This is a genomic window from Paenibacillus sp. NPDC056933, from assembly GCF_042674385.1.
Classification (GTDB): Bacteria; Bacillota; Bacilli; order Paenibacillales; family Paenibacillaceae; genus Paenibacillus.
Map to the genome: position 1 here is coordinate 294674 of NZ_JBHUQN010000001.1, position 26070 is coordinate 320743.

General features: G+C 47.4%; 17 protein-coding genes. 13 read left to right on the plus strand and 4 right to left on the minus strand.

The window, feature by feature from the left end; genetic code table 11:
- Positions 1–2 precede the first annotated feature (2 nt).
- Positions 3–1973 (plus strand): CotH kinase family protein, encoded by a 1971-nt coding sequence (locus ACFTRD_RS01245; RefSeq protein ID WP_379377235.1) that lies wholly within the window; start codon positions 3–5, stop codon positions 1971–1973.
- 111 nt (positions 1974–2084) lie between these two features.
- On the opposite strand, the gene ACFTRD_RS01250 is transcribed toward ACFTRD_RS01245, so the two are convergent.
- The 4 genes from ACFTRD_RS01250 to ACFTRD_RS01265 all read right to left on the minus strand — a co-directional run bounded on the left by ACFTRD_RS01250 (position 2085) and on the right by ACFTRD_RS01265 (position 5479).
- Positions 2085–3041 (minus strand): ABC transporter permease subunit, encoded by a 957-nt coding sequence (locus ACFTRD_RS01250; protein ID WP_379377237.1) that lies wholly within the window; start codon positions 3039–3041, stop codon positions 2085–2087.
- On the minus strand, positions 3013–3687 hold the full coding sequence (locus tag ACFTRD_RS01255; protein ID WP_379377239.1) for an ATP-binding cassette domain-containing protein: 675 nt from the start codon (positions 3685–3687) through the stop codon (positions 3013–3015). The genes ACFTRD_RS01250 and ACFTRD_RS01255 overlap by 29 nt, the downstream gene beginning before the upstream one ends.
- Before the next feature lie 71 nt (positions 3688–3758).
- Positions 3759–4295: a hypothetical protein gene (locus ACFTRD_RS01260; RefSeq protein WP_379377241.1), complete on the minus strand. Its 537-nt coding sequence runs from the start codon at positions 4293–4295 to the stop codon at positions 3759–3761.
- 269 nt (positions 4296–4564) lie between these two features.
- Positions 4565–5479: a helix-turn-helix domain-containing protein gene (locus tag ACFTRD_RS01265; RefSeq protein WP_192264166.1), complete on the minus strand. Its 915-nt coding sequence runs from the start codon at positions 5477–5479 to the stop codon at positions 4565–4567.
- Between the two features lie 185 nt (positions 5480–5664).
- Here ACFTRD_RS01265 and ACFTRD_RS01270 point away from each other — a divergent pair, with 185 nt between their 5' ends.
- From ACFTRD_RS01270 to ACFTRD_RS01325, 12 genes are all read left to right on the plus strand, one after another.
- On the plus strand, positions 5665–6540 hold the full coding sequence (locus tag ACFTRD_RS01270; RefSeq protein WP_379377243.1) for a fumarylacetoacetate hydrolase family protein: 876 nt from the start codon (positions 5665–5667) through the stop codon (positions 6538–6540).
- 21 nt (positions 6541–6561) lie between these two features.
- Complete coding sequence (gene gucD, locus ACFTRD_RS01275; RefSeq protein ID WP_379377245.1) at positions 6562–8028, plus strand: alpha-ketoglutaric semialdehyde dehydrogenase GucD; 1467 nt, start codon at positions 6562–6564, stop codon at positions 8026–8028.
- Positions 8029–8044: 16 nt separating this feature from the next.
- Entirely contained in the window at positions 8045–10021 is a 1977-nt protein-coding gene (locus ACFTRD_RS01280) for a YjhG/YagF family D-xylonate dehydratase (protein ID WP_379377248.1), read from the plus strand.
- Between the two features lie 62 nt (positions 10022–10083).
- The gene (locus ACFTRD_RS01285; protein WP_379377250.1) at positions 10084–11688 is read left to right on the plus strand and encodes a glycoside hydrolase family 43 protein; all 1605 of its coding nucleotides are present in this window, start codon (positions 10084–10086) and stop codon (positions 11686–11688) included.
- Between the two features lie 87 nt (positions 11689–11775).
- Positions 11776–12420, plus strand: coding sequence for a Vat family streptogramin A O-acetyltransferase (locus ACFTRD_RS01290; RefSeq protein ID WP_379377252.1), 645 nt, complete (start codon positions 11776–11778; stop codon positions 12418–12420).
- 280 nt (positions 12421–12700) lie between these two features.
- Positions 12701–13669, plus strand: a complete 969-nt coding sequence (locus ACFTRD_RS01295) for a LacI family DNA-binding transcriptional regulator (protein WP_379377254.1) — start codon at positions 12701–12703, stop codon at positions 13667–13669.
- 198 nt (positions 13670–13867) lie between these two features.
- Positions 13868–14824: an ABC transporter permease gene (locus ACFTRD_RS01300; protein ID WP_192264214.1), complete on the plus strand. Its 957-nt coding sequence runs from the start codon at positions 13868–13870 to the stop codon at positions 14822–14824.
- 12 nt (positions 14825–14836) lie between these two features.
- Entirely contained in the window at positions 14837–15733 is an 897-nt protein-coding gene (locus ACFTRD_RS01305) for a carbohydrate ABC transporter permease (protein ID WP_090898601.1), read from the plus strand.
- A gap of 125 nt (positions 15734–15858) precedes the next feature.
- Positions 15859–17469, plus strand: a complete 1611-nt coding sequence (locus ACFTRD_RS01310; RefSeq protein ID WP_379377257.1) for an ABC transporter substrate-binding protein — start codon at positions 15859–15861, stop codon at positions 17467–17469.
- A gap of 105 nt (positions 17470–17574) precedes the next feature.
- The gene (locus ACFTRD_RS01315; protein ID WP_379381100.1) at positions 17575–19077 is read left to right on the plus strand and encodes a glycoside hydrolase family 32 protein; all 1503 of its coding nucleotides are present in this window, start codon (positions 17575–17577) and stop codon (positions 19075–19077) included.
- A 26-nt stretch (positions 19078–19103) separates the two neighbouring features.
- Complete coding sequence (locus tag ACFTRD_RS01320) at positions 19104–21353, plus strand: GH32 C-terminal domain-containing protein (protein WP_379381102.1); 2250 nt, start codon at positions 19104–19106, stop codon at positions 21351–21353.
- A 203-nt stretch (positions 21354–21556) separates the two neighbouring features.
- On the plus strand, positions 21557–26038 hold the full coding sequence (locus tag ACFTRD_RS01325) for a GH32 C-terminal domain-containing protein (protein ID WP_379377259.1): 4482 nt from the start codon (positions 21557–21559) through the stop codon (positions 26036–26038).
- The last annotated feature ends 32 nt before the right edge of the window (positions 26039–26070 follow it).

Genomic DNA, 26070 nt, shown 5'->3' on the forward strand with positions numbered 1-26070 from the left:
ATTTGAATAGTTTACTACGTAAAGTTGCAGTAACGGCCTTGTCCGTGACGATGGTAACATCATCTTCTTTAGTTTTGGTAGGAAGCCCGAACGCAGCGTTTGCCGCAGAGGATACGAGCACCAGCACAGGCATCACGCAAGCCTATGAATCGTTGTTCCAAACGGACAACGTCATTGATGTGAATGTTACGATTGATGATGCAGACTGGAAGAGCATGCTCGAAAGCCCGCTGGATAAGGAATATAAGAAGGTAAGTGTGGAAGTGGACGGCAACAAGCTGGATAACGTTGGTTTCTCCACCAAGGGTAATCTGACTTTGAAAGCCGTAGCATCCATGCAAGATTCCGACCGTTACAGCTTCAGACTAAAGTTCGATAAATACGACAAAACACAAACGCTGCTCGGTCTGGACAAAATGGTTCTGAATAACAACTACGCCGATCCATCGTATATGCGTGAAGTTCTTCACTATGAGGCGCTGCGCAGTATTGGCATGGATGTACCGATGACAAACTACGTTAATTTGTATGTAAACGGCGAACTGGTTGGTTTCTATACCGGGGTCGAAGCAGTAGATGACAGCTATCTGGAACGTAATTACGGGGAAGATTATGAGGACGGTGTCCTCTATGATACAGATGAGAAGAGTTACCTGCAATATGCAGAAGGCAGCGACTATACTACGATCACCGAAGATTTGGGTACGGACGAGAACAAAACCAAGCTCAAAAACTTCATTAAAACGCTGAACGACATGCCTAAAGGTGAAAAAGGTGATATTGAAAGTGTGCTGGACGTAGATTCCGCGCTTCAATATATCGCGGGTAACATGGTCTTTGGCAACTATGACAGCTATAGCGGAGACAAAGGACATAACTACATGCTCTACGGCGATGCGGATGGCAAATTCACGGTTGTACCTTGGGACTTTAACATGTCCTTCAATGGATACTCGGGTGGAGGTGGACGTGGAACAACGACGAACGGATCAACCACGACCAACACCAACGCAACGAATGTATCCGTGGATGAGCCAGTACTGGGCATTAGCATGGAAAATGTACCGATGATCAATAACCTGCTGGCCGTGCCGGAGTATAAGGAAAGATACTTGAGCTACGTCAATGCGTTGACGGATTATATGGAAGGCATCCAGGACCGCATCACAGGTCTGGCCGATATTATTCGTCCATATGTAGAAGCAGATCCAACGAAGTTCTACACAACAGAGCAGTTTGAATCCAACATCGCATACTCTGCCAACGCTGATGCAACAGGCGGTATGGCTGGTATGGGTGGTACACCACCAGAGGGCATGGAAGGCATGACGCCTCCGGAAGGTTTTGAAGCCATGACACCACCCGATGGTATGACACCTCCGGATGGCACAACAGGAACAACAGACAGCACTGGCAATACCCAGACACGTCCGGGCGGTAACTTTGGTGGAGGCGGTGGCATGGGCATGGGCTCCATGGCAGCGGGATCGCTGACGACGTTTGCCCTGAACCGACTTGCCAATCTGCAAGAGCAGCTTGGACGTGAAGTAACACCTTTGCCTGAGACTTCGGAAGATACAGGCACGACAGGCGCGGATAATGGAACAGGAACGACGAACAAAACAATTACCGTAACCCTGGATGGCGAATCGATTATGTTCCCCGATCAAGCTCCGCTAGAGCAAAGTGGCCGAGTAATGGTACCTGTGAACGCGATCCTTGAAGCTTTGGGTGCAGAAGTGACGTGGGACAAAACAGCGAAAACCGTAACAACCGTTCTGAATGACCAGACGCTGGTGCTCCAGATCGGAAGCAGCACAGCAACGGTTAATGGGGAGACGATTGAAATTGATACACCGGCCATTATTAAGAACAGTCGCACGCTTGTGCCGGTACGCTTCATTTCGGAAGGACTCGGATTAACAGTGAATTGGGATCAAACAGTAGCACGAGTAACACTAGCATCCAAATAGGAGAATTTCTCCGGTAGAGTAACGTTGTTCTACGGAGAACAAGAAAAGGGATTCGATGGTCAGATCGAATCCCTTTTTGCTCTACTTTTTCTCCAGAAGGAATAATAAATTTTACATGTTGTACTTACTTTGCCTAGAAAAGCATACGTAGGATAACAGAATGGATAATACGAAGACAGCAATTAGAATACTAAAAGAGGTCATTTCAGAAACAGGGGTTGGTTTGAATAATTGGAATCTTCCTTTAAATTCAAAAATATTGTGAGCTACTACAGAAATAATGTTTCGTATATCATATTTTCCAAGCACGGGAACTATAAAATCGTATACAAAAAATATAATGACAGGTAAAAGTGCTGATTTAAATAAAATCCCCAGTAGAAAACCGATTGATGCAAAGAGAAGACTTATCAGTAAACTGAATAAAATTTGAACAACTAGGTTGTTATGATCCAGGCTAGTATTAAATCTTGCTGAAATGTCATTTGGAATTTCATTGATGATTTGTTGGTGGAACAAATATCCTGCTATGAATGAAACAAGAGTTGTCGTAACAAAAATAATTAAAACTCCTAAATATAAGGAGAGTAATTTTGATGTGATTAATTGTGATGAAGCCACTTGAGTTGCTTTTATTCTAATCGTTTTATATTTATAATCATAAGAGGCCAGATATATAGAATAGATTACAAAAATAATTGGAAAAAAAACAAATGTCATCCATTCTAATGTATTTGTGATAATTGACCTATTATTGAGTAATCCTATAGCTTCACCTGCTTCAGCTAAACGAAAACGTACAGGATTATCTACAACTTGTTCGGAACCAGTTCCGGTGATATTTATTGGCATGTCCAGCATTTTATCAACATCCATACCTTCTTCTTTATACAAATTATAAGTTTTAACATATAAATCATAGGAACTCGTAGCCTTTGATTTTAAGCCGTATATATTGAGTAAAGAAATGAAGACAGAAATAATTACAGTGATCCATATTATGTGAGAATACCACTGATATTTCAGTTCTTTTTTTGCACTATTTAATGTAACGTTCGTAGATGTCATTCAATCCTTCCCCCTCTTGAAGTTTGAAATCTTTGATTTGGATCGCAGATTGATCATGAATTAAGATTAGATCATCAATGATGGAAGTGTAATACTCAAAATGATGCCCTATTGCAACAATGGTTGTGTCGATTGACAATTTTTCTAATATGATCTTGAGATCCATCAGAGTATCATGATCTAATCCATTGGAAGCTTCATCAAGAAATAAGTATTTGGGCTTAGTTACCAAAGCTATCATAAGACTTAATTTTTTTCTTTGTCCCAAAGAATAAGATTTAACTTTGTTTTTGAGAATTTCTGGTTTAAGAAAATGTGGCATTAATATATTATGATTTTTTTCATTTATACTTGATGTTTGATTAGATAACAATTCTAAATTTTGAAGTCCCGTTAAATTGTGATAAAGGGGACTGTTATCATAAACAACCAATACCTTTTCTCTAACTTCTTCTAAAGGTTGATCATTATATTTAATCTCCCCATAGTAATTTTCGAGATTTAAAAGACATTTTAGTAAAGTGCTTTTTCCAGAACCATTTGGCCCCGAAATAAATGTAATTTTATTTTCGGGAATTTGTAATTCGATATTATTGAAAATAACTTGTTTTTTATATTCTTTTGATAGTTTTGATATAGTTATCATAGTTGTCACCTCTCATAACTGAAAACAACGACCATTGTAAATGGTCGTTGTTTTCAGTTGTTATAAGTATTTTAGTAGTTAGTAGCTGTTCCATCTTTGAAAACTTTAATGTAATCAGAAAAGTCAGACTCGTAGACGTTTACATCTCCCCAAGGAGTGACTACTCCGGCTCCAATGGTTGTTTTGGAAAGATAGATATGGTAAGAAGCAGCAGAAGAGCTTTGCTTCGTGATACCACCTTTTCTCACTGTGTTCGGAAATACAAATCCTGAATCTTGGCTACCACTACTCGTTGTAATTTGAGTTGCGTTTGCAGTCCAATCTACCACCGCATCGGACCAGGCTAGAAAACTACCTCTAGATAATTTTACTGAATAAGAGGAAGTAGCTGCCGCTAATGAGCTGACATTGTCTTCACTAATATTCTCCTTGTTCACCTGACTAAGTGTAGCATTGTTTGCTGCTTCAATTACTTCAAGTTGATAAGGAGTGAGGTCCTGAACACCCGAAGCGAAAATTGGAGAAACAGAGAATAATAAACTTAAAGCTAAAGCACCTGACGCAAATTTCGGTAAAATACGCGATAATTTCAGTTGAAAACCTCCCATATAATTAGAATACTTTTAAATATTACCAGTAAAAGTTACAGAAGTATACATTTATTTGTAAAAAAATATGTTTTTTCTTCATTTTTACATATTTTTTAAGTTATCTTACCTTATATAGCATTTTGCATTAATCTAAGCCCTTGTTACACCATTGACAGCGCAGCCATTCACGCCTACATGTCTCCGCTAATTTATTTGAACAGTGATGAGAATTTCATTTCCGATGACCAGACGTTACGTTAGGTCGTGACCGTAAGAAAAAGGATTCCTCAATCATCAGGATGATCGGCTGCCGAAGCCTGCTGGGAATGACTGCGAAATTCGCTTGGTGCGATACCTGTCCACCGCTTGAACTGGCGGCTGAAATGCGCAAGGGTCTTATACCCCAGCATCATCGCAATATGGTCAATGTTCAGGTCTGTTTGCTTTAACAGCCGCTGGGCTTCGTTCAGTAGGGTTTCGGATAAAAACTTGCGCGGTGCTGTGCCGTACACATGCTGAAAGATCCGATTGACCTGCGACGGACTGATGTTCAGCGACTTGGCGATGTCCTGGATCCAGGTTCGCTCGTTCTCCCGAGTTTCACCATGAAGGTGGATATATCTTACGGAATCCTCAATATGCTCAGCAATTTGATGGGCGATGGCTTCTTTTCTGGATAGGGTAACAGATGCATTCTGAGATAACTGGCCGACCAGGGAGCCGAGCAGTTCGAATACGGCGGCATGAACCTTCATTTGTTTGGAAGAAGACAGCGAGATGGACAAGTGCTCTGTGGCCAAATCATACAGTGTAGACAGTGAGGAGGACAGTCCCAGAGCTAAATCCGAATCTGCCGGATAATAGATGTCCTTGTAGCGATTGAGTTCTCTGCAAAAGGACGTATCGTGTATGCTGAAATGAACGGAAAAGTAAGTGAAACCCTGCGGTCCGGCACCGGTACAGGAATGGGTCATGCCAGGGCGGATGAACAGTAGATCTCCAACAGACTGACTATATAACTGTCCGTTGACCACCATGTTCATCTGACCGTCCATCATCCAGTGGATTTCATACATCGAATGCTCATGGGACGGATAAGTCCAGCTGGAATCTACTTTTCTTGCATGCAGTCCCATTAATTGAAACGACATGCGAACATCGGGCAGACGGCCTAAATACACGGCTTCTGAAAGCTTGGTCACAGCAACCTAACCCCCTTGTAATGTTCTATATTCCAAATATGGATCGATTCGTATAGATTCATCTTAACAGAAAAACAATGCGTGAAAAGGGTAAATCGTCGGAGAGATTAGAACATCGTCATCAAGCATGGCTGGTGCTAAGGTAGAATAATCAACCCGATGGGGTAGAATGGGGGCAAGCTTGAATGAGAATTATTCGATTTCTGGAGGGACAACAGAAGTGGCTGGCAGCCGTTACGGATGATGAAAAAGCCTATCGTTTGCCGCAAGCCGATTTTATGACTTTGATCTATCAAGCGAGGGAGCAGGGAATTCATCCGGTTCAATTGGTTGAAAGCGCTTTTAAGCCGTTGAACGAGCTGACAGACGATTGGACTTCCCTGCACCTGATCACTCCATTGGAAGCTCCGGAAGTATGGGCGGCAGGTGTTACGTATCAACGGAGCCGGGAAGCGCGAAATTATGAAGCCACGGATGGCAAGCTGGATGTGAAGACTTTTTACGATAAGGTTTATGATGCAGAAAGACCGGAGATCTTTTTTAAATCCACAGCTGCCCGCACCGTTGGACCGAATGAGGCTGTCACGCTGCGTAGCGACTCCACTTGGCAGATCCCGGAGCCTGAACTTGGATTGGTGCTTGCCGCTGATGGCAGCATTGTAGGATACATCGTTGGTAATGACATGAGCTGCCGCGATATCGAAGGAGAAAACCCGCTGTACCTGCCACAAGCAAAAATGTGGCGTAACTCCTGCTCGATAGGTCCGGCTATTCGACTGGCAGAAACGGTGCAGAATCCCTATGCGTTCAGCATCGTCTGCGAAATATATCGCGAAGGCGAGATGGTTGTCAAAAGTGAGGCGAGCACGAGCGAATTAAACCGAAAGCTGGATGAGCTGGTCTCCTTTCTGGCAAGGGACAATGATTTGTTTGACGGTACGGTACTTTTGACAGGCACAAGCATCGTGCCACCCAATGAATTTACGCTTGAACCCGGGGACCGCATTGAGATATCCATTAGCGATATCGGGACACTCGTTAATCCTGTCATTTCAAACTAGTATATAAGGAGGATGAATGCTATGACCGCATTTCAGGTAGAGCAGACATACAGAAATTATATTAATGGAGAATGGGTGCAGGCTGTGTCCGGAGAAACCGAACCCAGCATAAATCCGGCGAATCGGAATGAGGTTGTGGGATATGTACCAAACTCCGACGTAGAGGATCTGAACCAGGCTGTTGCAGCGGCGAAGGCAGCAGCGAGGGATTGGCGGAGGTTAACTGGTGCGGAGCGTGGTAACTATCTATTTCAGGCCGCAAACGTGCTGGAACGCCGGGCCGATGAGGTTGCAGAGGCGATGACAAGGGAAATGGGCAAAACACTCCCTGAAGCCAAAGGAGAGACGATGCGCGGAGTCGCGATTTTAAGGTATTATGCTGGTGAAGGCATGCGGAAAACAGGCGATGTTATTCCTTCGACGGATAGCGAAGCGCTGATGTTTACCACACGCGTACCGCTAGGCGTGGTAGGCGTTATTGCTCCATGGAACTTCCCCGTAGCTATTCCCATGTGGAAGACGGCTCCGGCTTTGATTTATGGCAATACGGTTGTATTAAAGCCGGCACAGGAAACCGCGGTCACTGCGGCTAAAATTATGGAATGTTTTGAGGAGGCGGGCATTCCGGCTGGCGTTCTCAATCTTATATGCGGCAGAGGATCGGTGATTGGATCTGCCCTTGCTGAGCATCCGGATGTGAGCGGGATTACATTCACAGGCTCCAATGAAGTTGGAAAGCGGGTCGGTGCCGCAGCTCTGGGACGAGGGGCTAAGTATCAGCTTGAAATGGGCGGAAAAAACCCGATTATCATCGCGGCAGACGCTGACCTGGATTTGGCAGTTGAAGCTACGATCAGCGGTGGCTTGAAATCGACCGGCCAAAAATGCACAGCCACCAGCCGGGTCATTATTGAACGAAAAGTATATGACGCCTTTAAAGAGAAGCTCCTTTCACAAATTCAGGAAATCCGACTGGGCGATGGCATGGCTTCCGGCAGCTGGATGGGTCCATGTGCAAACGAAGGACAGCTCAACACCGTGCTGAGCTATATTCAAAAAGGACAGGATGAAGGTGCCGTTCTGTTAGCAGGTGGGAAAAGACCGGACGACCCGGGGCTTGCAGAGGGATTTTATATCCAGCCGACCGTATTTGAAGGTGTCCAATCGCACATGTCCATCGCCCGGGAAGAAATCTTCGGCCCGGTACTTGCATTAATGCCAGTGGATTCCCTGGAAGAAGCTATAGAGGTGGCTAATGACACCGATTATGGTTTAAGTGCTTCCATTTATACTCAAAATGTTGGAGCTATGCTGTCTTTCATCCGGGATATGGATGCAGGATTGGTCAGAATCAATGCGGAAACGGCCGGCGTAGAGCTGCAGGCTCCGTTCGGTGGAATGAAGATGTCTAGCTCGCATTCCAGGGAGCAGGGCCAAGCGGCCATCGAGTTTTTCACAGCCATCAAAACCGTCTTTGTGAAGTCATAAAATGTGGGAGGGTCTCATGTACGAACAGATTATGTCGATTATGGGGGAGAAGGAGTCCGACTGCTTCGATATCATAGCACATGCTCCAGGGGCAGCAGGACGTCTGCCTTTAACGGATGATTTGCTGCGGAATGCTCCAAGCGGCGACTTGTTCGGCATGTCCCAGAATGTTGGAATGGGCTGGAAGCCCGGGGAATTGAATGGTAAACAGTATCTGATCTTAAGTACTCAAGGTGGTATCCGTAATGAGGACGGCAGTCCCGCAGCTCTCGGTTATCATACAGGTCACTGGGAAGTCGGTCTGCTAATGAAAGCTGCCGCAGAAGAAATATCAAGCCGCGGAGGAATCCCGTTTGCCGGGTACGTTAGCGACCCTTGTGATGGTAGATCACAGGGAACGACCGGTATGTTCGACTCGCTCCCCTACCGGAACGATGCCGCTATGGTGTTTCGCAGACTGATTCGCTCGCTGCCGACGCGTAAAGGCGTGATCGGCGTCGCAACGTGTGACAAAGGTCTGCCAGCAATGATGCTCGCGCTTGCGGGCATGCCGCAGCTGCCGGGAGTGATCGTTCCTGGTGGCGTCACGCTTCCGCCTATCGATGGAGAGGACGCAGGTAAAATTCAGACCATCGGCGCACGATACGTCAACGGAGAAATTTCTCTGGAAATGGCATCGGATTTAGGATGTCGGGCTTGCGCTACACCTGGAGGAGGCTGTCAGTTTCTAGGTACTGCGGCAACAGCCCAGGTCGTAGCTGAGGCCATGGGCATGACGGTGCCGCATGCTGCGCTTGCACCTTCCGGGCAGCCCATCTGGATCGAGATGGCGCGCCAATCCGCACGTGCACTGATCAGCATGGAGTCCCAGGGAATGAAGATGGCGGACATTGTCACAGATGCGTCGATTCGCAATGCCATGACCGTTCATGCCGCGTTTGGCGGATCGACCAATCTGCTTCTTCACATACCAGCTATTGCCCATGCCGCCGGTTTAACCGTGCCCTCGGTACAGGATTGGATACAGGTCAACAAGAATGTTCCGAGACTGGTGAGTGCCTTGCCGAACGGACCGATCTTCTATCCGACCATTCGGGTTTTTCAGGCCGGAGGTGTGCCCGAGGTCATGCTTCACCTCAGACAGCTTGGTCTGCTGGATGAGTCTGTACCTACCGTGACAGGTACATCCTTGGGACAGGTGCTGGATTGGTGGGAATCGTCGGAACGTCGGCATCTTATGCGCAAACAACTGAAAGAAAAGGACGGCATTGATCCGGACAGTGTCATCATGAGCATGGAGCACTCGCAGCGTCTTGGGATTTCTTCGACCGTGACATTTCCAACCGGGAATATCGCTCCGGAAGGCTCTGTCATCAAATCCACATCCATCGATCCTGCTGTGCTCGATGAGCATGGCGTGTATCGTCATCGTGGGAAGGCAAAGGTGTTCACAACCGAACGTGAGGCGATTCGTGCGATTAAAACCGGCGGTGTTCTGGCAGGCGACGTTGTTGTACTGCTCGGGCGTGGACCCTCAGGGACCGGGATGGAGGAAACGTATCAGCTTACGTCTGCACTCAAGCATTTACCTTTTGGCAAATATGTGTCGCTCATCACGGATGCCCGGTTCTCCGGTGTGTCCACCGGAGCGTGTATTGGCCATGTTGGCCCCGAAGCACTTGCAGGCGGGCCGATTGGCAAGCTGCGGAACGGAGACTTGATTGACATTGTTGTGGATCGGGGCACGCTGGAAGGCAGCGTTAATTTTGTCGGAGAAGGCGGGATGGAGGTTTCGCCGGAAGAAGGAGCACTCATTCTGGCCCAAAGGCCTTTTCATCCCGATATGCGGCCTGATAAGGCTCTGCCGGATGATACCAGGCTGTGGGCAGCGCTGCAATCCGTCAGCGGTGGGACATGGAGAGGAAATGTGTACGATGTAGAGCGGATTATCACCGCCCTGGAAGCCGGCAAAAAAGCGCTAGGCTGGCAATGAGATCACCTTTTTTGTACCTCTTTTGAGTACAGATCATTACTTTCTTACCGGAGGTTTCTTCAATGAATATGATCAATCAAATGATCACGAATCCCATTCTTCCCGGTTTTCATCCTGATCCGTCCATATGCCGAGCGGGGGAAGATTATTATATCACCACATCCACCTTTGAATGGTTCCCGGGTGTACGGATTCACCATTCCCGGGATCTGGTTCAATGGCGGCCGATAGCTTCTCCGCTGACCCGCATCACACAGTTGAACATAGAAGGAAACATAAACTCTGGAGGCGTATGGGCTCCCTGCCTTAGTTATGACAACGGCGTGTTTTACCTGATCTACACCGATGTGAAAAGCCGGGTAGGCGCTTTTAAAGATACCCACAATTACCTTGTGACAGCAACGGATATTGAAGGGCCCTGGTCCGAACCGGTGTATCTGAACAGCAGCGGCTTTGATCCTTCCTTGTTTCATGATGAAGATGGACGCAAGTGGCTGGTCAATATGATTTGGGATCACCGTAAGGGCAAAAACCGGTTTGCAGGCATTGTTCTCCAGGAATATTCGGTCCGGGATCAAAAGCTGGTCGGGCCAGCAGTTAACATATTTAAGGGAACTGAACTAGGACTAACCGAAGCACCGCATCTGTATAAGCGCAAGGACTATTATTATCTAGTAACGGCTGAAGGGGGAACCGGTTATGAGCATGCGGTTACGGTAGCACGTTCCCGTACGTTACAAGGTCCTTATGAGGTTGACCCTGCCAATCCGATCCTGACTTCATACGGTAGGCCGGATTTAGCCCTGCAAAAGGCTGGTCACGGCAGTCTTGTCGAGACCCACACCGGCGAATGGTACATGGCCCATCTCGTCGGCAGGCCTGTTAATGAGAAATTTTGCATCCTTGGTCGTGAGACTGCTCTTCAACAGTGTACCTGGAGCGAGGAAGGCTGGCTGAGGCTTGCGAGCGGTGACCGGTATCCCGAGGTCCAGGTGATTGCACCGAAGATTACGGCACATCCATTTGAACTGGCAGCGGACATGGACCACTTTGATCATTTCGAGCTTCAGAACGATTGGAATACACTTCGTATCCCACCCGATCCGACTTGGCTCAGCCTGACGGAACGTCCAGGTTACTTGCGCTTGCGCGGAATGGAATCCATGAGCTCAACGCACAGGCAAAGCATGGTCGCCCGGAGACTGCAGGCTTTTGAGTGCGAAGCGGAAACTTGTCTGGAATTTGCGCCGGACCATCCACAGCAAATGGCAGGATTGATTCTGTACTACGATACCCAAGACTATCTCTATTTGCGGGTAACTTATCATGAAGAGAAGGGGCTGTGCTTGGGAATTATACAGTCCAAGTACGGGATATACGACGAACTGCTGGAGGATATCCCATTAAAACCAGAGAACAGGATCCGGTTAAAGGTTGTGGCGGATCACGATCGTGCCTGCTTTTACTACGCGTTAGATGATGATCCATCCTGGTATCCGGCAGGCGGGTGGTTTGATATCACACATCTGTCCGATGAATCACCGGAATATATTCGGTTTACGGGAACCTATATCGGTCTTTGTGTTCAGGATCTTGGCGGGACCCGAAAGCATGCTGATTTTGATTATTTTGTATATAAAGAAACGAACAACCAAACGGCTTTATAAATTTCGAATAGCAGCATTCTCCTTGATACCTATAAGAACGTTTTATTTATTATTTCTGGTACAATGAGGGAAAAGGAGGGAACACATATGGCTCCCGATAAAACAAAACTTTTCCCCAACGAGAACATTCGCACCGTTTGTTACATTCAGAATTTGCCGCCGCGCCCCAATGTGGACATCGGTGACTATACGTATTATAGCGACAACAGTAATCCCCCCGAGCAATTTTATGACCGCATTCAGCATCATTATGATTTCCTGGGTGATCGTCTGGTGATCGGTAAGTTCTGTGCAATTGCCGAAGGCGTGACATTCATTATGAATGGTGCCAATCATCGGATGGAGGGCATGACGACCTATCCTTTCAATATTTTCGGTGGTGGTTGGGAGAGAGTGACCCCTACGCTGGATCAGCTGCCCTTTAAGGGAGACACTGTATTGGGGAACGACGTCTGGCTTGGGCAAAATGTAACGATCATGCCGGGTGTTACCATTGGAGATGGTGCCATCGTCGCTTCCAACGCCACGGTGACCAAAGACATCGAGCCCTACACCATTGTAGGGGGCAACCCGGCCAAGCCAATCAAACAGCGCTTCGATGATGAAATCATTACTTTGCTGCTGGAACTGAAATGGTGGGATCAGGATGAGGCGTGGCTGGACGCACATTTGGAACAACTGGTCTCTACATATGATCCGCAGACATTGCGCGAGCTTCTGAAGAGCAAGTAGAGACGACGTATGTGAATGGATTTGCAAAAAAAACAAGGCTATAGCTGGTTCCTGACGGAGCCAGCTTGTTTTATTTTGGACTCCATATGCTCATCATCACTATTATACTTCATGGAACCTTGCATACCCACGCTAAGCCCCTGAACGCCTTTCTAGAAGCTTTGGGTGCGAAAGTGTGTGAGATATAAAATTGTTGATTTAATGTTTCCGAAAAAATATTGAAACGTTTCCAATTAGGTGTTATTATGAATTCCATCAGAGAGATAGGCGGGGGGGTTAGATGTCAAGTATTAAAGATGTAGCCAGCTTAGCTGGTGTAGCTGTGGGGACCGTGTCCCGTGTTATTAACAATTCGGGCGCCGTTAAACCCGCAACACGCAGAAAAGTCGAGAAGGCCATTCAAGAGTTGAATTATATCCCTAATGAGATTGCCCGAAACTTCAAAATGCGGAAGTCCAAGATGGTAGCCCTGCTGCTCCCGAGTATCTGGCATCCTTTTTTTTCCGAACTGGCTTATTACATTGAAGATGAGCTGGATCAGGAAGGATTCAAGCTCATGCTGTGCAATAGCGGTGGCAAACCTGAAAAGGAATTATATTATCTTGATATGCTGCAGCAAAACAAAGTGGCGGGTATTGTCGGCATTACGTACAATGATATCGAAAATTACGTCAGCAATGACATTCCGATTGTCAGTATCGACAGACACTTCAACAAGAAAATCACATGTGTTACGTCGGACAATTATGAAGGAGGGCGTCTGGCGTTAAGGGAACTTGTCAAAGCAGGAGCCAAAAAACCGGCTTTTATGGGGAGTGTCACTTCTGTTTTCAGTGAAACCATGAATCGGAGAGAAGGTTTCATTCAGGAAGCCAGAACCATGGGGGTTGACTACGTTGTATACGAGAAGCCAGACCCGGTTTTGGACGATGATGCCTATTATGGTGAGTTTCTAAAAGAGCATGGGGATGTGGATGGTATTTTTGCCATTACGGATATGTTCGCCGCCAAATATATAGAAAGAGCCGGCAGGCAGGGCATTAGTGTTCCGGAGGATGTAAAGGTCATCGGATATGATGGCATTCAGGATCATCCTTATTTCCATCCAATATTGTCAACAATCAGACAACCTGTGGAGGAGATGGCACGTACGGCGATCAGGCTGCTCTATCAAAAGATCGATGGGGAAACATTGGACCGGGAAGTTTATCGTCTTCCAGTCATATTTAGACAAGGTGAAACGACTTGATCGTTCCTGAGAACAAAAAGCTTCACCCTTTTAATTAGTTTAGAAAAACATCAGCAGCCACGGCCGCTTCACCGGGTGGATTAGCCGGGTGACGTTTTTCTCATGTTAAATTGGAAACGTTTCAATTAATATGGAAGCGCTTCATGTTGAATTGGAAACGTTTCAATAACAAATAGTAATTTTACGAAGAAAGGGAGTATGACGGTGATTTCACGAGATTCCGGAGGAGAACAAACCCTGATCAAAGAAAATCGCAAAACTTGGAGTCGAATTAAACGCAACTATGAACTGTACCTGTTCCTGCTGCCGATCATTCTGGTTTACCTCCTGTTCAAGTACTACCCGATGTACGGGGTACAAATTGCATTTAAGGATTTTTCACCAAGCCAGGGCATTTGGGGCAGCGAATGGGTGGGGTTCCGGCATTTTATTGATTTTTTCAATTCCTATAACTTCTGGACGATCATGAAAAATACGCTAACACTCAGTTTTCTATCGCTTGTGTTCAGCTTCCCGGCTCCTATTATTATCGCGATTATGCTGAATCAGATGCTGGGCAAGGGATACAAGAAATTTATCCAGACCGTCATTTATGCGCCACACTTTATTTCTACCGTTGTACTCGTCGGTATGCTCCATGTTTTTTTATCGCCAAACAGCGGAATCGTGAACCTCATCATTTCCTGGTTCGGTGGAGAACCGATTCTATTCATGGCTGACGAAGGCTGGTTTCGTCCTTTGTACATTTTGTCAGGGGTATGGCAAGAGACCGGTTTCGCCACCATTATTTACCTGGCTGCGCTTGCCGGGGTTAATCCCGAATTGCATGAAGCCGCGATTATGGATGGAGCAAGCAAATGGAAGCGTGTATGGTATGTGGACATTCCGTCCATCTTGCCGACAATTGTCATCCTGCTCATTCTCGCACTCGGGAACGTCATGAGCATCGGTTTCGAGAAAGCATTTCTAATGCAGAGTGACCTGAATTATGCCACCTCCAATATTATTCCGACCTATGTATATGAATTGGGGATTCAGAAGGCGCAGTACAGCTTTTCTACAGCGGTCGGACTGTTTAACTCCGTCATCAATATCATCCTGATTGTCACCGTTAACCGAATTGCCAAAAAATTAACCGAAACCAGTTTGTGGTAGGGGGGATTGACTTTGAACCAATTTTTGAAGAGAAAAAGCAGAGGAGACGCATGGTTTGACGCTATTAACTATTTCTTCTTGACCGTCGTTATGCTGCTTGTATTATTTCCGCTGTATTTTGTGCTGATTGCTTCATTCAGTGATCCCAATCTAATTTATTCAGGGGAAGTATGGTTATTACCAAAGGGATTCACGCTCGACGGCTATGAACGAATATTCAATGACTCCTCCATATGGATCGGGTATGCCAACTCCATATTATATGCTGGCGTAGGAACCTTGATCGGAGTAGCGGTTACCGTATTTGCAGCTTATCCGTTAGCACGGAAGGATCTGGTTGGAAGGTCGGTCATCATGTGGTTTTTACTAATCACCATGTTTTTTAGCGGCGGGTTGATTCCGACGTATTTGTTAATCAAGGATCTTCACATGCTGAATACGATCTGGGCGCTTGTAATCCCGGGTGCCGGTGGCATAATGAACGTCATTATCGTAAGGACCTTCTTTCAGTCCTCCATCCCGGATGAAATGAGGGAAGCAGCGTCGATCGACGGATGTTCCAACACCAGATTTTTCTGGAGTATTGTGTTGCCTTTATCCAAGTCCATTTTAGCTGTCATGGTGCTGTATCACGTCGTCGGCTTCTGGAATGGTTTCTTTGACGCTTTGATCTATTTGAACGACGAAAGCAAATATCCGCTTCAACTGGTGCTTCGCAATATTCTCGTCCAGAACCAAGTAAACTCCGGCATGATGGTGGATGTCGAATCCTACGCAGCGAAGATGCGCGTAACGGAACTGATTAAATATGGAGTCATCATGGTATCCAGTCTGCCGCTGCTGATTTTGTATCCTTTCCTGCAAAAGTACTTTGTCAAAGGCGTAATGATCGGCTCGATCAAGGGATGATGTTGTCATGGTACTTGAAAGGGGGGATGTGCAGCAGAATCGATATATCTGCATCCAGACCACTATAGAGTAAGACCAGGTAAGATATTCAACTTGTGGAATGATCTTGAGGGAGGTTATGCACGATGAAATCTGTATTCAAAAGAGCGGGAATTCTTATGATGGCTGGTGCTTTTGCGCTGAGTGGATGTTCAGGAGACTCCAAGAATCAGGCGGAAAATTCCGCTGCGAGTTTTAACAAAACGGGTCTTCCGATTGTGAATGAACCGGTATCGTTAAAGATGGTATCCCCGAAAGCTGCTTTGGCACCGGAGTATTCTCAAATGGAAATTTTCAAGAAGCTGGAAGAGCAAACCAACGTTAAGATCGAGTGGGAGAACATTCCGGATACCGACTTTACCGAGAAGAAAAATTTGTTGCTGGCCAGCGGAGATTTGCCTGACGCTTTTTACGGAGCAGGATTCTCGGATTACGAACTGGTCAAATACGGTGATGACGGGACCATTCTTCCATTGGAGGATTTAATCGATCAATATGCGCCTAACCTGAAAGCGCTTTTAGAACGCAGGCCTGACATCAAATCCTCGATCACGGCACCGGATGAGCATATTTACGGACTGCCTTCTTGGGAAGAGAACAATCTTGGGACAAACCCCTTCTTTCACGTTATCAATAAAAAATGGCTCGACAAGCTGGGGCTGAAAATGCCGCAGACACTGGATGAATATACGGAAGCATTAGTTGCCTTTAAAACACAGGATCCAAACGGTAACGGCAAGGCCGACGAAATTCCGCTGAGCTTTATGCATATGCAGTGGTGTATGGACATTGCTGGGATATTCGGAGCATTCGGACTTCCGGATAACATGGAACATCGGGTCGTCCGGGACGGAAAAGTGATCTTTACTGCTACGCAGCCTGAATATAAGGAAGCATTGAAATATTTTAATGAAAAATGGTATAAGCAGGGCTTGATTGATCCTGAATCGTTCACCCAGGACGCTGCTCAGTATCTGGCCAAAGGGAAAACAACAATCGAAACGCTCGGCTCCTATATCTGGTGGGAAGTCGATGAGGTGGTCGGAACGGAGCGAAGCGAAGATTATGCTTTGCTGTCCCCGCTCAAAGGACCGGACGGGGATCAATCGATCGGTCGGGGCAACGGTGGCGGCCCAGGACGCGGTGCTTTCGTGATTACTAAAGAGAACCAGAATCCGGAAATCACAATGCGTTGGATCGACCAGCAGTATGAACCGTACATGGCTGCTCAAATCCACTGGGGTCCGCTGGATGTCGTATTCAAGAAGGACGAAAATGGGAAATTGGTGAACCTGCCAATTCCTGAGGGCACTTCCGCGGGCGAATTCCGTCAAAAAGTGGCTCCAGGGGCAGGCGGCCCTGGCATCATTACCATCGAAGATTTGGGAAAAGTAGTTGATCTGGAGCCTAGAGCCCAGCAGCGCGTTAAAGACTTGGAGAAATATTACGATCCCTATATGGAAGAGGAAAACTACCCGAGTATCTTCTTTGAGCCGGAGGAGCTGGACAAAATCAATCGAATCGAGCCCGAATTGATTAAATATGTAAATACCCAGCGAGGAAAATTCATTGTTGATGGCGGCGTGGATGAGCAGTGGGACAGCTATGTGAAGAACCTGGAAAAGATGGGATTGAACGAATTGATGGAGATCTATCAAAAGGGGCTGGATCGTTATAACGCAAGTTTAAACAAATAATTAATCAAATCGATGATCATGGAATTAACAAGACGGGAAGGGGCTCTTCAATCTATGCCGAAGACTGAGGAAATTAATAAGATAATGGAGTCAAATAAACAGCTTATGGATGAGAGATGTAGACCGGGATATCATTTTTCGCCTCCATCCCATTGGATGAACGATCCGAACGGATTAGTCTATTATGAGGGAGAATATCATCTGTTTTATCAACATCATCCCTATAGTAATAAATGGGGGCCGATGCACTGGGGCCATGCCGTAAGCCATGATCTGATTCATTGGCAGCATGAACCTATCGCTCTGTTCCCTGACGAGCATGGAGCCATTTTTTCTGGTTGCTGTGTGGTTGACTTTAATAACAGCAGCGGACTGTTCGCGGGCTCTCATGGATTGATTGCGATCTTTACCCATGCGGATACTTGTCCAGAGACCGGGCAGCCGCGCCAGCGGCAAAGCTTGGCTTACAGCAGCGATAAAGGCAGAACCTGGCATAAATATGAGGGGAATCCGGTTCTTGCCGAAATTGATCTGGTAGACTTCCGGGACCCGAAAGTGTTCTGGCATGCACAAAGTGAGCGGTGGGTTATGACCATTGTAGCGGGAGATCATGCTCGGTTTTATGGGTCGGAAAATTTGCGTGAATGGACATTGACAGGGGAATTCGGGCAAGAGGAAGGCTCGCATGACGGCGTTTGGGAATGCCCGGATCTCTTTGAATTGCCAATCGATGACAGTGGACGTTCCAAATGGGTACTTATCATTAGCATTGGGGATAACCCTGCCTTTCCGGAAGGATCACGCACGCAATATTTTATCGGAGAGTTCGACGGGAATACATTCATCAACGACAATTCGGCTGATCATATCATGTGGTTGGATCACGGTCGGGACAACTATGCAGGGGTCACCTGGTCGGATATGCATGAACAAGACGGACGACGTGTGATCATCGGTTGGATGAGCAACTGGAAATATGCCAACGAGACGCCAACCGGAGACTGGAGAGGCGCAATGACTCTGCCTCGCGCCCTGTCACTGACCAGTCGGGACGAGGGCATCGTGCTAACCCAAATGCCTGTCCGGGAAATAGAACAGCTGCGGCAAGAGTCGATAAGCTGGTCTGATGTCACGGTTACGCAGGAGGTCCCTTTTATAATAAAGACAAAGGATGATCTACTGGAAATTGAAGCGGACATCGATATTCGAACTGCGGGCGAGGTTCATATCAAAATGCAATCGTCCGGGCAGAGTGAGACAATCATCGGCTATGACCCTGTGCGCCAATGGCTATTCATCGACCGTTTCAAATCGGGCATGACTGATTTTCATCCATCATTCGCATGCCAGCATGGGGTCATGCTGGTTCCGGAAAATGAGAAAATCAAGCTGCATATCTGGCTGGATCGCAATGCGGTTGAAGTGTATGCGAATCAAGGCCTGGTTGTACTGACGGATCAAATTTTCCCGGATGCAACGATGAATAGGATTTCAATAGGAACGAATTCAGGGCAGGTTGTATTGAGCTCGCTTCATATCCATGCTCTTCAGTCTATTCATATCCCCACTGGCACCACAGAGCAGACATTAGGGGGGGATGAAGCGTGAGTCAAACATCAGACAGTCAGCGGCTGATGATGTATTGGGCCTTTGATGAGGGAACCGGAGCCAGCGCTGTGGAGAACATATCTCAAGTACAGGATGATATTCAGTACGTATTTAATCAAGCCGAGTTTACGGAATCCTGCGATCCGCAGTGGAGACAGGGAGTTATGGGGGGCGGGCTCCTCTTCGATGGTTACTCGACTTATATTGCCCATTCGGTCAATGAGGGGGAACCGAAAGGCAAGCAAATGTATCGATCAGCGCTAAGTGTTGGAGTATGGGTAGCACCGCGCTCTTATGAATGGGGCTCTGAAGGCAAGTTGTCTGCCATTGTGAACCACCACAACATGGATCGCAAGCAGGGGTATCTGCTTGGGATGTACCGTCATGGCTCCTGGTCCTTTCAAGTCGGGCTGGAAGGAGGGGACTGGAAGGAAGTTTGGTCGCCGGACGGTCATGAACTGCCCAAGAATGAATGGTCTTACGTGAATGCAGTATTCGATGGAATCCAAGGAGAAATGAAGCTGTATTTAAACGGCAGGGAAATCGCTTCGGCTGATCTGCCCCCCGGTTCTCGCCTGGCCGAGGCGGTGGACACGGAGTTGCTCATCGGCAAAAACAATCACAGCAGCCTGCTGGCGGAAGTATTCAGCCTTCACATGTTTAGCGGTATCCTTGATGAACTCAAGGTTTATAATCGGGCCCTGAGCGAGGAAGAGGTGGTCGCTTCCTATCGGCACGTGTTGGATACCGCCTATGGAGGAGCCCATCCGCCATTAACGTATGATGAGATCAAGCTGGATCGGACGCCACTGCTGCCGGATCGGCATAGACCCCAGTATCATGTCAGCCCGCCAGCTCATTGGATGAACGAGCCCCATGCGCCGATCTATTTTGACGGGCAGTATCATTTATTCTATCAGCATAACCCCCTAGGGCCGTTTTTTCATCAGATCCATTGGGGACATTGGGTAAGTAAGGATTTGGTGCATTGGCGTGATCTTCCTGTGGCATTAGCCCCTGAAAATGATCAGCTCGCACCGGACGGGATCTGGTCGGGAAGCGCGACATATGATGCAGACGGCCTGCCTGTCTTATTCTTTACGGCGGGCAATGACAGTGCTTCGCCCAATCAGAGCGTGGCGCTTGCCCGAAGCACCTATTCCCGGGATGGAGATCCGGATTTGGTTCACTGGGTCAAACACGCGGAGCCGTTGATCGTGCAGAAGAAGGGCATGGGTGTATTCGGAGATTTCCGGGATCCGTTCGTGTGGAAGGACGATGACGAATGGTTTGCCTTGGTCGGCTCCGGGATCGAAGGCGAAGGTGGAGCAGCGCTCGCATTTGCATCACAGGATATGCTGAATTGGACGTACAAAGGGTCATTATTTAAAGCTAATATCCAGAAGTTTCCTTATCTTGGACCCATCTGGGAGCTTCCTGTGCTTCTTCCCCTTGGCAGCGACAAGCAGGGAGTGAACAAGCATCTTCTATTGGTGAGTCCAGTGGGACAGGGAGCGGATGTCGAGGTATTCTATTGGATAGGGAAGCTTGACAAACAAAATCTATCATTCATTCCCGATCAAGAGGAGCCGCAATTGATTGACGTCGGTGATTTCCATTTTACCGGTCCGAGCGGAATGGTTGATCCGAAGACCGGCCGAAAAATTGTGTTTACGATAGCGCAAGGTGACCGGACGTCCGAGCTGGAATATCAATCGGGCTGGGCTCATAATGGCGGCTTGCCGTTAAGCGTGTATTTGAGGGATGACGGACGGCTGGGAATTGAGCCGATTGAAGAGCTCCAATCCTTGCGTGGTTCCAAGCGGTTATCGCTCCGGGACAAATCATTGGCTGAGGTTAATATGCTGCTGGGGGATGTACAAGGAGACATGCTTGAGATTCAACTGGAGATGGAGCCTGACAGTGCCAAACAACTTGGCATCAAGGTCCGGTGTACGCCGGATAACGAAGAAGAAACCCTGCTGTATTATGATTGGAACCAATCGATGCTCTTGGTTGATCGAACGAAAACGACGCTTCATCCGGGAGAAAAGTGCCGAGGGATCCAAGGCGGTAAGCTGGAACTGCTAGGGGAGAATTTAAAGCTTCATATTTATTTGGACCGCTCCATGGTCGAAGCCTATGCAAACGGATTGAAAAGTCTGACGACCCGGGTGTATCCAAGCCGTAAAGATGCTTTGGGGCTTGAGATCTGGGGAGATGGGGAATTGTTGGTTAAATCGATCGATATATGGGAGATGAAATCCATTTGGTAAAAAGAGCGCTTAGGCGCTCCTTACACCCTTTGGGTAAAGGGACCAAAGATCAAAAATTTGTACTCTGCAGTTTGGAAGCGCTCCATATATACGTTTATCTTTTCTCTCCTTCCTTCATGACCATTCATCCTTGTTACAGGGAGAGCATGTCGAAATGCGGTATCGATGTTTTCTGAATATGAAATCATGGAGGAGGATCTTGAATGAGGAAAGTAATAACAAGGGAAACCTGGATCTCAAGAATGGTCATATGGGTATTGGTTCTCCAGCTTGTTGCTCCAGGAATATCGGCTGCAGCCGAAGTTGGAGTGGATGCTCGGGAGGCGTTAACCCCTAAGGCTGACGAGGGGTTATCAGTTACGGATACAGTCTATCAAATCCAGAATCCAAGCTTCGAAACCGGGGATATGTCAGGCTGGACGGTTGTAAGAGGCCAAGCGTTTGGTCAGGACAGCGTATCAGACGAAACCACTTGGTGGGCGGAACAAATTCCGTACAATCAGGAAGGTACTTATCATTTAAATGGCTGGAAGCATGACGAGGCTGCAACCGGCGTTCTCCGTTCCAGCACCTTCGAGCTGGGTGGCAGCGGCTGGATCAGCTTCAAGCTTGGCGGTGCCAAAAATCCAAACAAGGCATATGTAAATATCGTGGAAGCCCAGACGGGGCAAGTCATTGCCCGGTATGGCAATAGCGCCTTCGCTGACGTTGGCTTCCCAAATCCCGATCAGGGCTTGCGGCTTGCCAATATGGAGCAATATAAGGCGGATCTTTCCGAATATTTGGGCAAAAAGCTGTATGTGGAGATCGTTGACAATGCAACCTCGAATTGGGGTGTGATCTTTGCGGACGCCTTCTTCATGTACCATGAAGCCGAGCCGGCCGGAGGAATTGCCGCCATGGATATCAAGCCGGATTTCAAACGCTATCAAATCGAAAATCCCGGCTTTGAAACAGGGAATTTAACAGGCTGGACGATTGTAGAAGGCGAGGCGTTTGGTCCGAACAGCGTGTCGGACGAAACAACCTATTGGGTTGAAGAAATCCCGTATAACCAGGAAGGCACTTATCATTTAAACGGATTGAAGTATAACGAGGCTGCGACAGGTAAGCTTCGTTCAAGCACCTTCGAGCTGGGCGGAACAGGCTGGATTACCTTCAGATTGGGCGGAGGCAAGCATACGGATCAAGTGTATGTGAGCGTCATCGATGCGGACACAGGTGAACTGATTGCCAGGTACGGTAACACCGAATTTAACGAGTCGGAGTTCCCGGATCCGGCACAGGGCCTGAGGCTCGCGAATATGGAACAATATAAAGCCGATCTCTCCAAGTATATCGGCAAGAAGCTGTATGTGGAGATCGTTGATAATGGGCACTCGGATTGGGGAGTAATCTTTGCGGACGCCTTCAACACCTTCAATGAACTCGTACCGGAAGAAGGAGTTATGGCAGATAACATTATGCCGACTGAAATCCAGAATCCCAGCTTTGAAACCGGAAATTTAGAGAACTGGACCGTTGAAAGCAACGCTTTTCAAGTGAACAATGAAGCTCAAGCGGGTAAAGAAGGCAGCTATTTTGCCAAATCCTCCTTGGAAGGACAGGGCTCGATTATCTCTAGCACCTTCACGCTTCAGGGAACCGGGACTATTAACTTCACTGTTTTGGACATCGTCAATCCGCAGCATGCCTACGTCGCATTATATGATGCCAGTACTGACACGTTGCTTGAGAAGACCGGGGATGTCAGTACGAATGAGAAGATTTCCTGGAAAATGCAGCAGTACTATAACAAGCGGCTTTATATCAAGGTTATCGATCAATCCAATCAAGCTCGTATTTCCGTTGATGCTTTTCAAGCTCATGGTACGGGTACCATTTTTCACATGAGTCTTGATGAAGACGCAGGAAAAAAGGCGCTTGAGAAAGTAAGCAATATTGAACACGATGTGAACTATGTATTTAACAACGCCAGATACATGGACTCCAAGGAACCGAGATGGACTCCGCGCGGAGTAAAAGGCGGCGCCCTGCTGTTCGATGGATACTCAAATAATATCGAGGTCAATGCAAAGAATGCCGTTCCTGTAAGTGACGCGTTAACGCTTGAAACTTGGGTCGCGCCGCGCAGCTACGAATGGGGAGATGGAAACAAGCTGTCTGCAATAGTGAACCAGTCCGACCAGGATAAGGCGGAAGGCTTCGCGCTTGGCATGTACCGGCACGGTACATGGTCCATGCAGGTCGGGATTGGCGGCCAGTGGATTCAGGTATGGGTAAAAGATCATCCACTCGAAAAGTACAAATGGAATTATGTGGCGGCTACGTTCGACAAAAAGGATGGAATGATCAAGTTGTACCTGAACGGTGAGGAAGTGGCTTCCCAAGCGACCCCTGTCAACGTTCCGATCACACCCTCTACCGAGAACCTGATCATTGGTAAACATAATAAACCGGTAGAGTTGGCGGGGTTGTTCTCTTACAATATGTTCTCTGGACTCATTGATGAAGTGAAGCTGCAAAACAAAGTCCTCACTGATCAGGAGATCCTTGCTGAGTATGAGAATGTGAAGTCACTTCACGGCGGTTCGGTCCCGGAAATTCCGAATGGCGATATTGATGAGGATCCAAGTGTGTTTGATGGCGATCAGCATCGTCCTCAGTACCATGCGATGCCTCCACAAAACTGGATGAATGAAGCGCATGCGCCGATTTATTATAACGGCAAATACCATTTGTTTTATCAGCATAACCCGCAAGGTCCATACTGGCATCAAATCCATTGGGGACATTGGGTGAGTGACGATATGGTACATTGGGAAAATGTGAGGCCTGCTCTTGCTCCCGAAGCGGGCACCCTTGATCCGGACGGCGCATGGTCAGGCAGTGCAGCGTATGATCGAGACGGTAATCCCGTTCTGTTCTATACTGCCGGCAATGACTCCCTGTCGCCGAATCAAAGAACAGGGCTGGCGACTCCGACAGATTTGTCCGACCCCAATCTGGAACAATGGGTGAAATATCCTGATCCGGTGACGGAGCAGAACGGGAACGGCATCCATAACGAGTTCCGCGATCCGTTCGTCTGGTATGACGAAGAGGTGGATAAGTGGTATCAGTTAGTGACATCCGGTCTTCAAGACTTCAGCAGCGGCACAGCTTTGGTGTATGTGTCCGACGACATGTACAACTGGGAGTATAAGGGGCCTTTATTCGTTAGCGACAGAAGCCTGTATCCGGAGCTGGGTACGGTATGGGAACTGCCGGTATTGCTGCCGTTAGGCAAGGATAGCGCAGGCAAGCAAAAGTATATTTTCATGATCAATCCCCATGAGAAACCGGAGCAAGTGCCTCCAGCGAACGATGTGCAAAGAGATGTTGAGGTCTTTTATTGGATAGGCACCTGGGACCGGGATCACTTCAAATTTATTCCCGACCAGGAGGCACCCTCCAAAATGGATGTGGGCGATGGTTATTTAACCGCAGAGAGCGGTATGGTCACACCTGACGGAAGAACGGTCGTTTACTCCATGGTGCAAAATGTAAGAACGCCGCAAGCTGAATACCAAGCCGGATGGGCGCATAATTTGGCATTGCCAGTTTCACTGAGCCTGGATGAGCATGATCAATTGCGTATTGAACCGATTCAAGAATTGCAGAGTCTCCGGGGAGATAAGGTGGTTGATTTCTCGGACAAAAATTTGGCTGCCGCCAATCAATTGATCCGGAATGTGAAAGGCGACATGTTGGAGATTGTGATGGAAGTTGATCCGGGCGAAGCCCAGAAATTTGGGCTCAAGGTGCGGCGCTCCGATAATGGCCAAGAAGAAACGCTGATTTACTATGACAAGACAAACGGGACCTTTAATGTAGATCGGACAAAAAGCAGCATGGATCCGGATGTACGCGTGGATGGCATTCAAGGCGGATACGTGGATTTGGACGGAGAGAACCTGAAGCTCCATATTTTCCTTGACCGTTCGGTTGTTGAAGCCTTTGCCAATGACAAAAAAAAGCTGACAACCCGCGTCTACGTAGGCCGATATGACTCCTTGGGCATGCAGATTTGGGCCGACAACGATATTACGGTCAAGTCGATGGAAGTATGGGAGATGAACGCTTTAACGGGTGAGCCGGCTGCTCCGGTCGATGTGCCTGACAACTGGGACAACTCCGTGTATACCAATATTACGGAACTGCCTAACCATGATTTTGCTACAGGCGATTTAACAGGCTGGATTACGGAAGGAAACGCTTTCCAGGATGTCCATGTAACCGATGCCCAGTTTTTCTGGGATACGATTTATTTCAATCCGTCGCATAAAATTCCGGGTGGCCATCACTTATGGGGCTTTAATGAGGAAGCCGGCGGTGACAGCTTGACGGGAACGCTAAAAACACAAAACTTCGTCCTTGGCGGGAATGGCAAAATCAACTTCCTTGTCAGCGGCGGCCGTGATATAGATAAGCTCTATGTTGCGCTGGTTCGGGCGTCAGACGGCAAAACGTTATTTAAAGAGACAGCAACCAATTATGAGGAGTATCAACGGAAGATTTGGGATGCGTCGGAGTATATCGGCCAGGAGCTTTACATTAAGGTGGTTGATCAATCCACAGGCGGCTTTGGACATATTAACGTTGATGATTTCAATGTACCGGTTAAGGTGCAGAATCCGACTTGAAAAGATTAACAAATAACTGGTAAGAGGAGAGC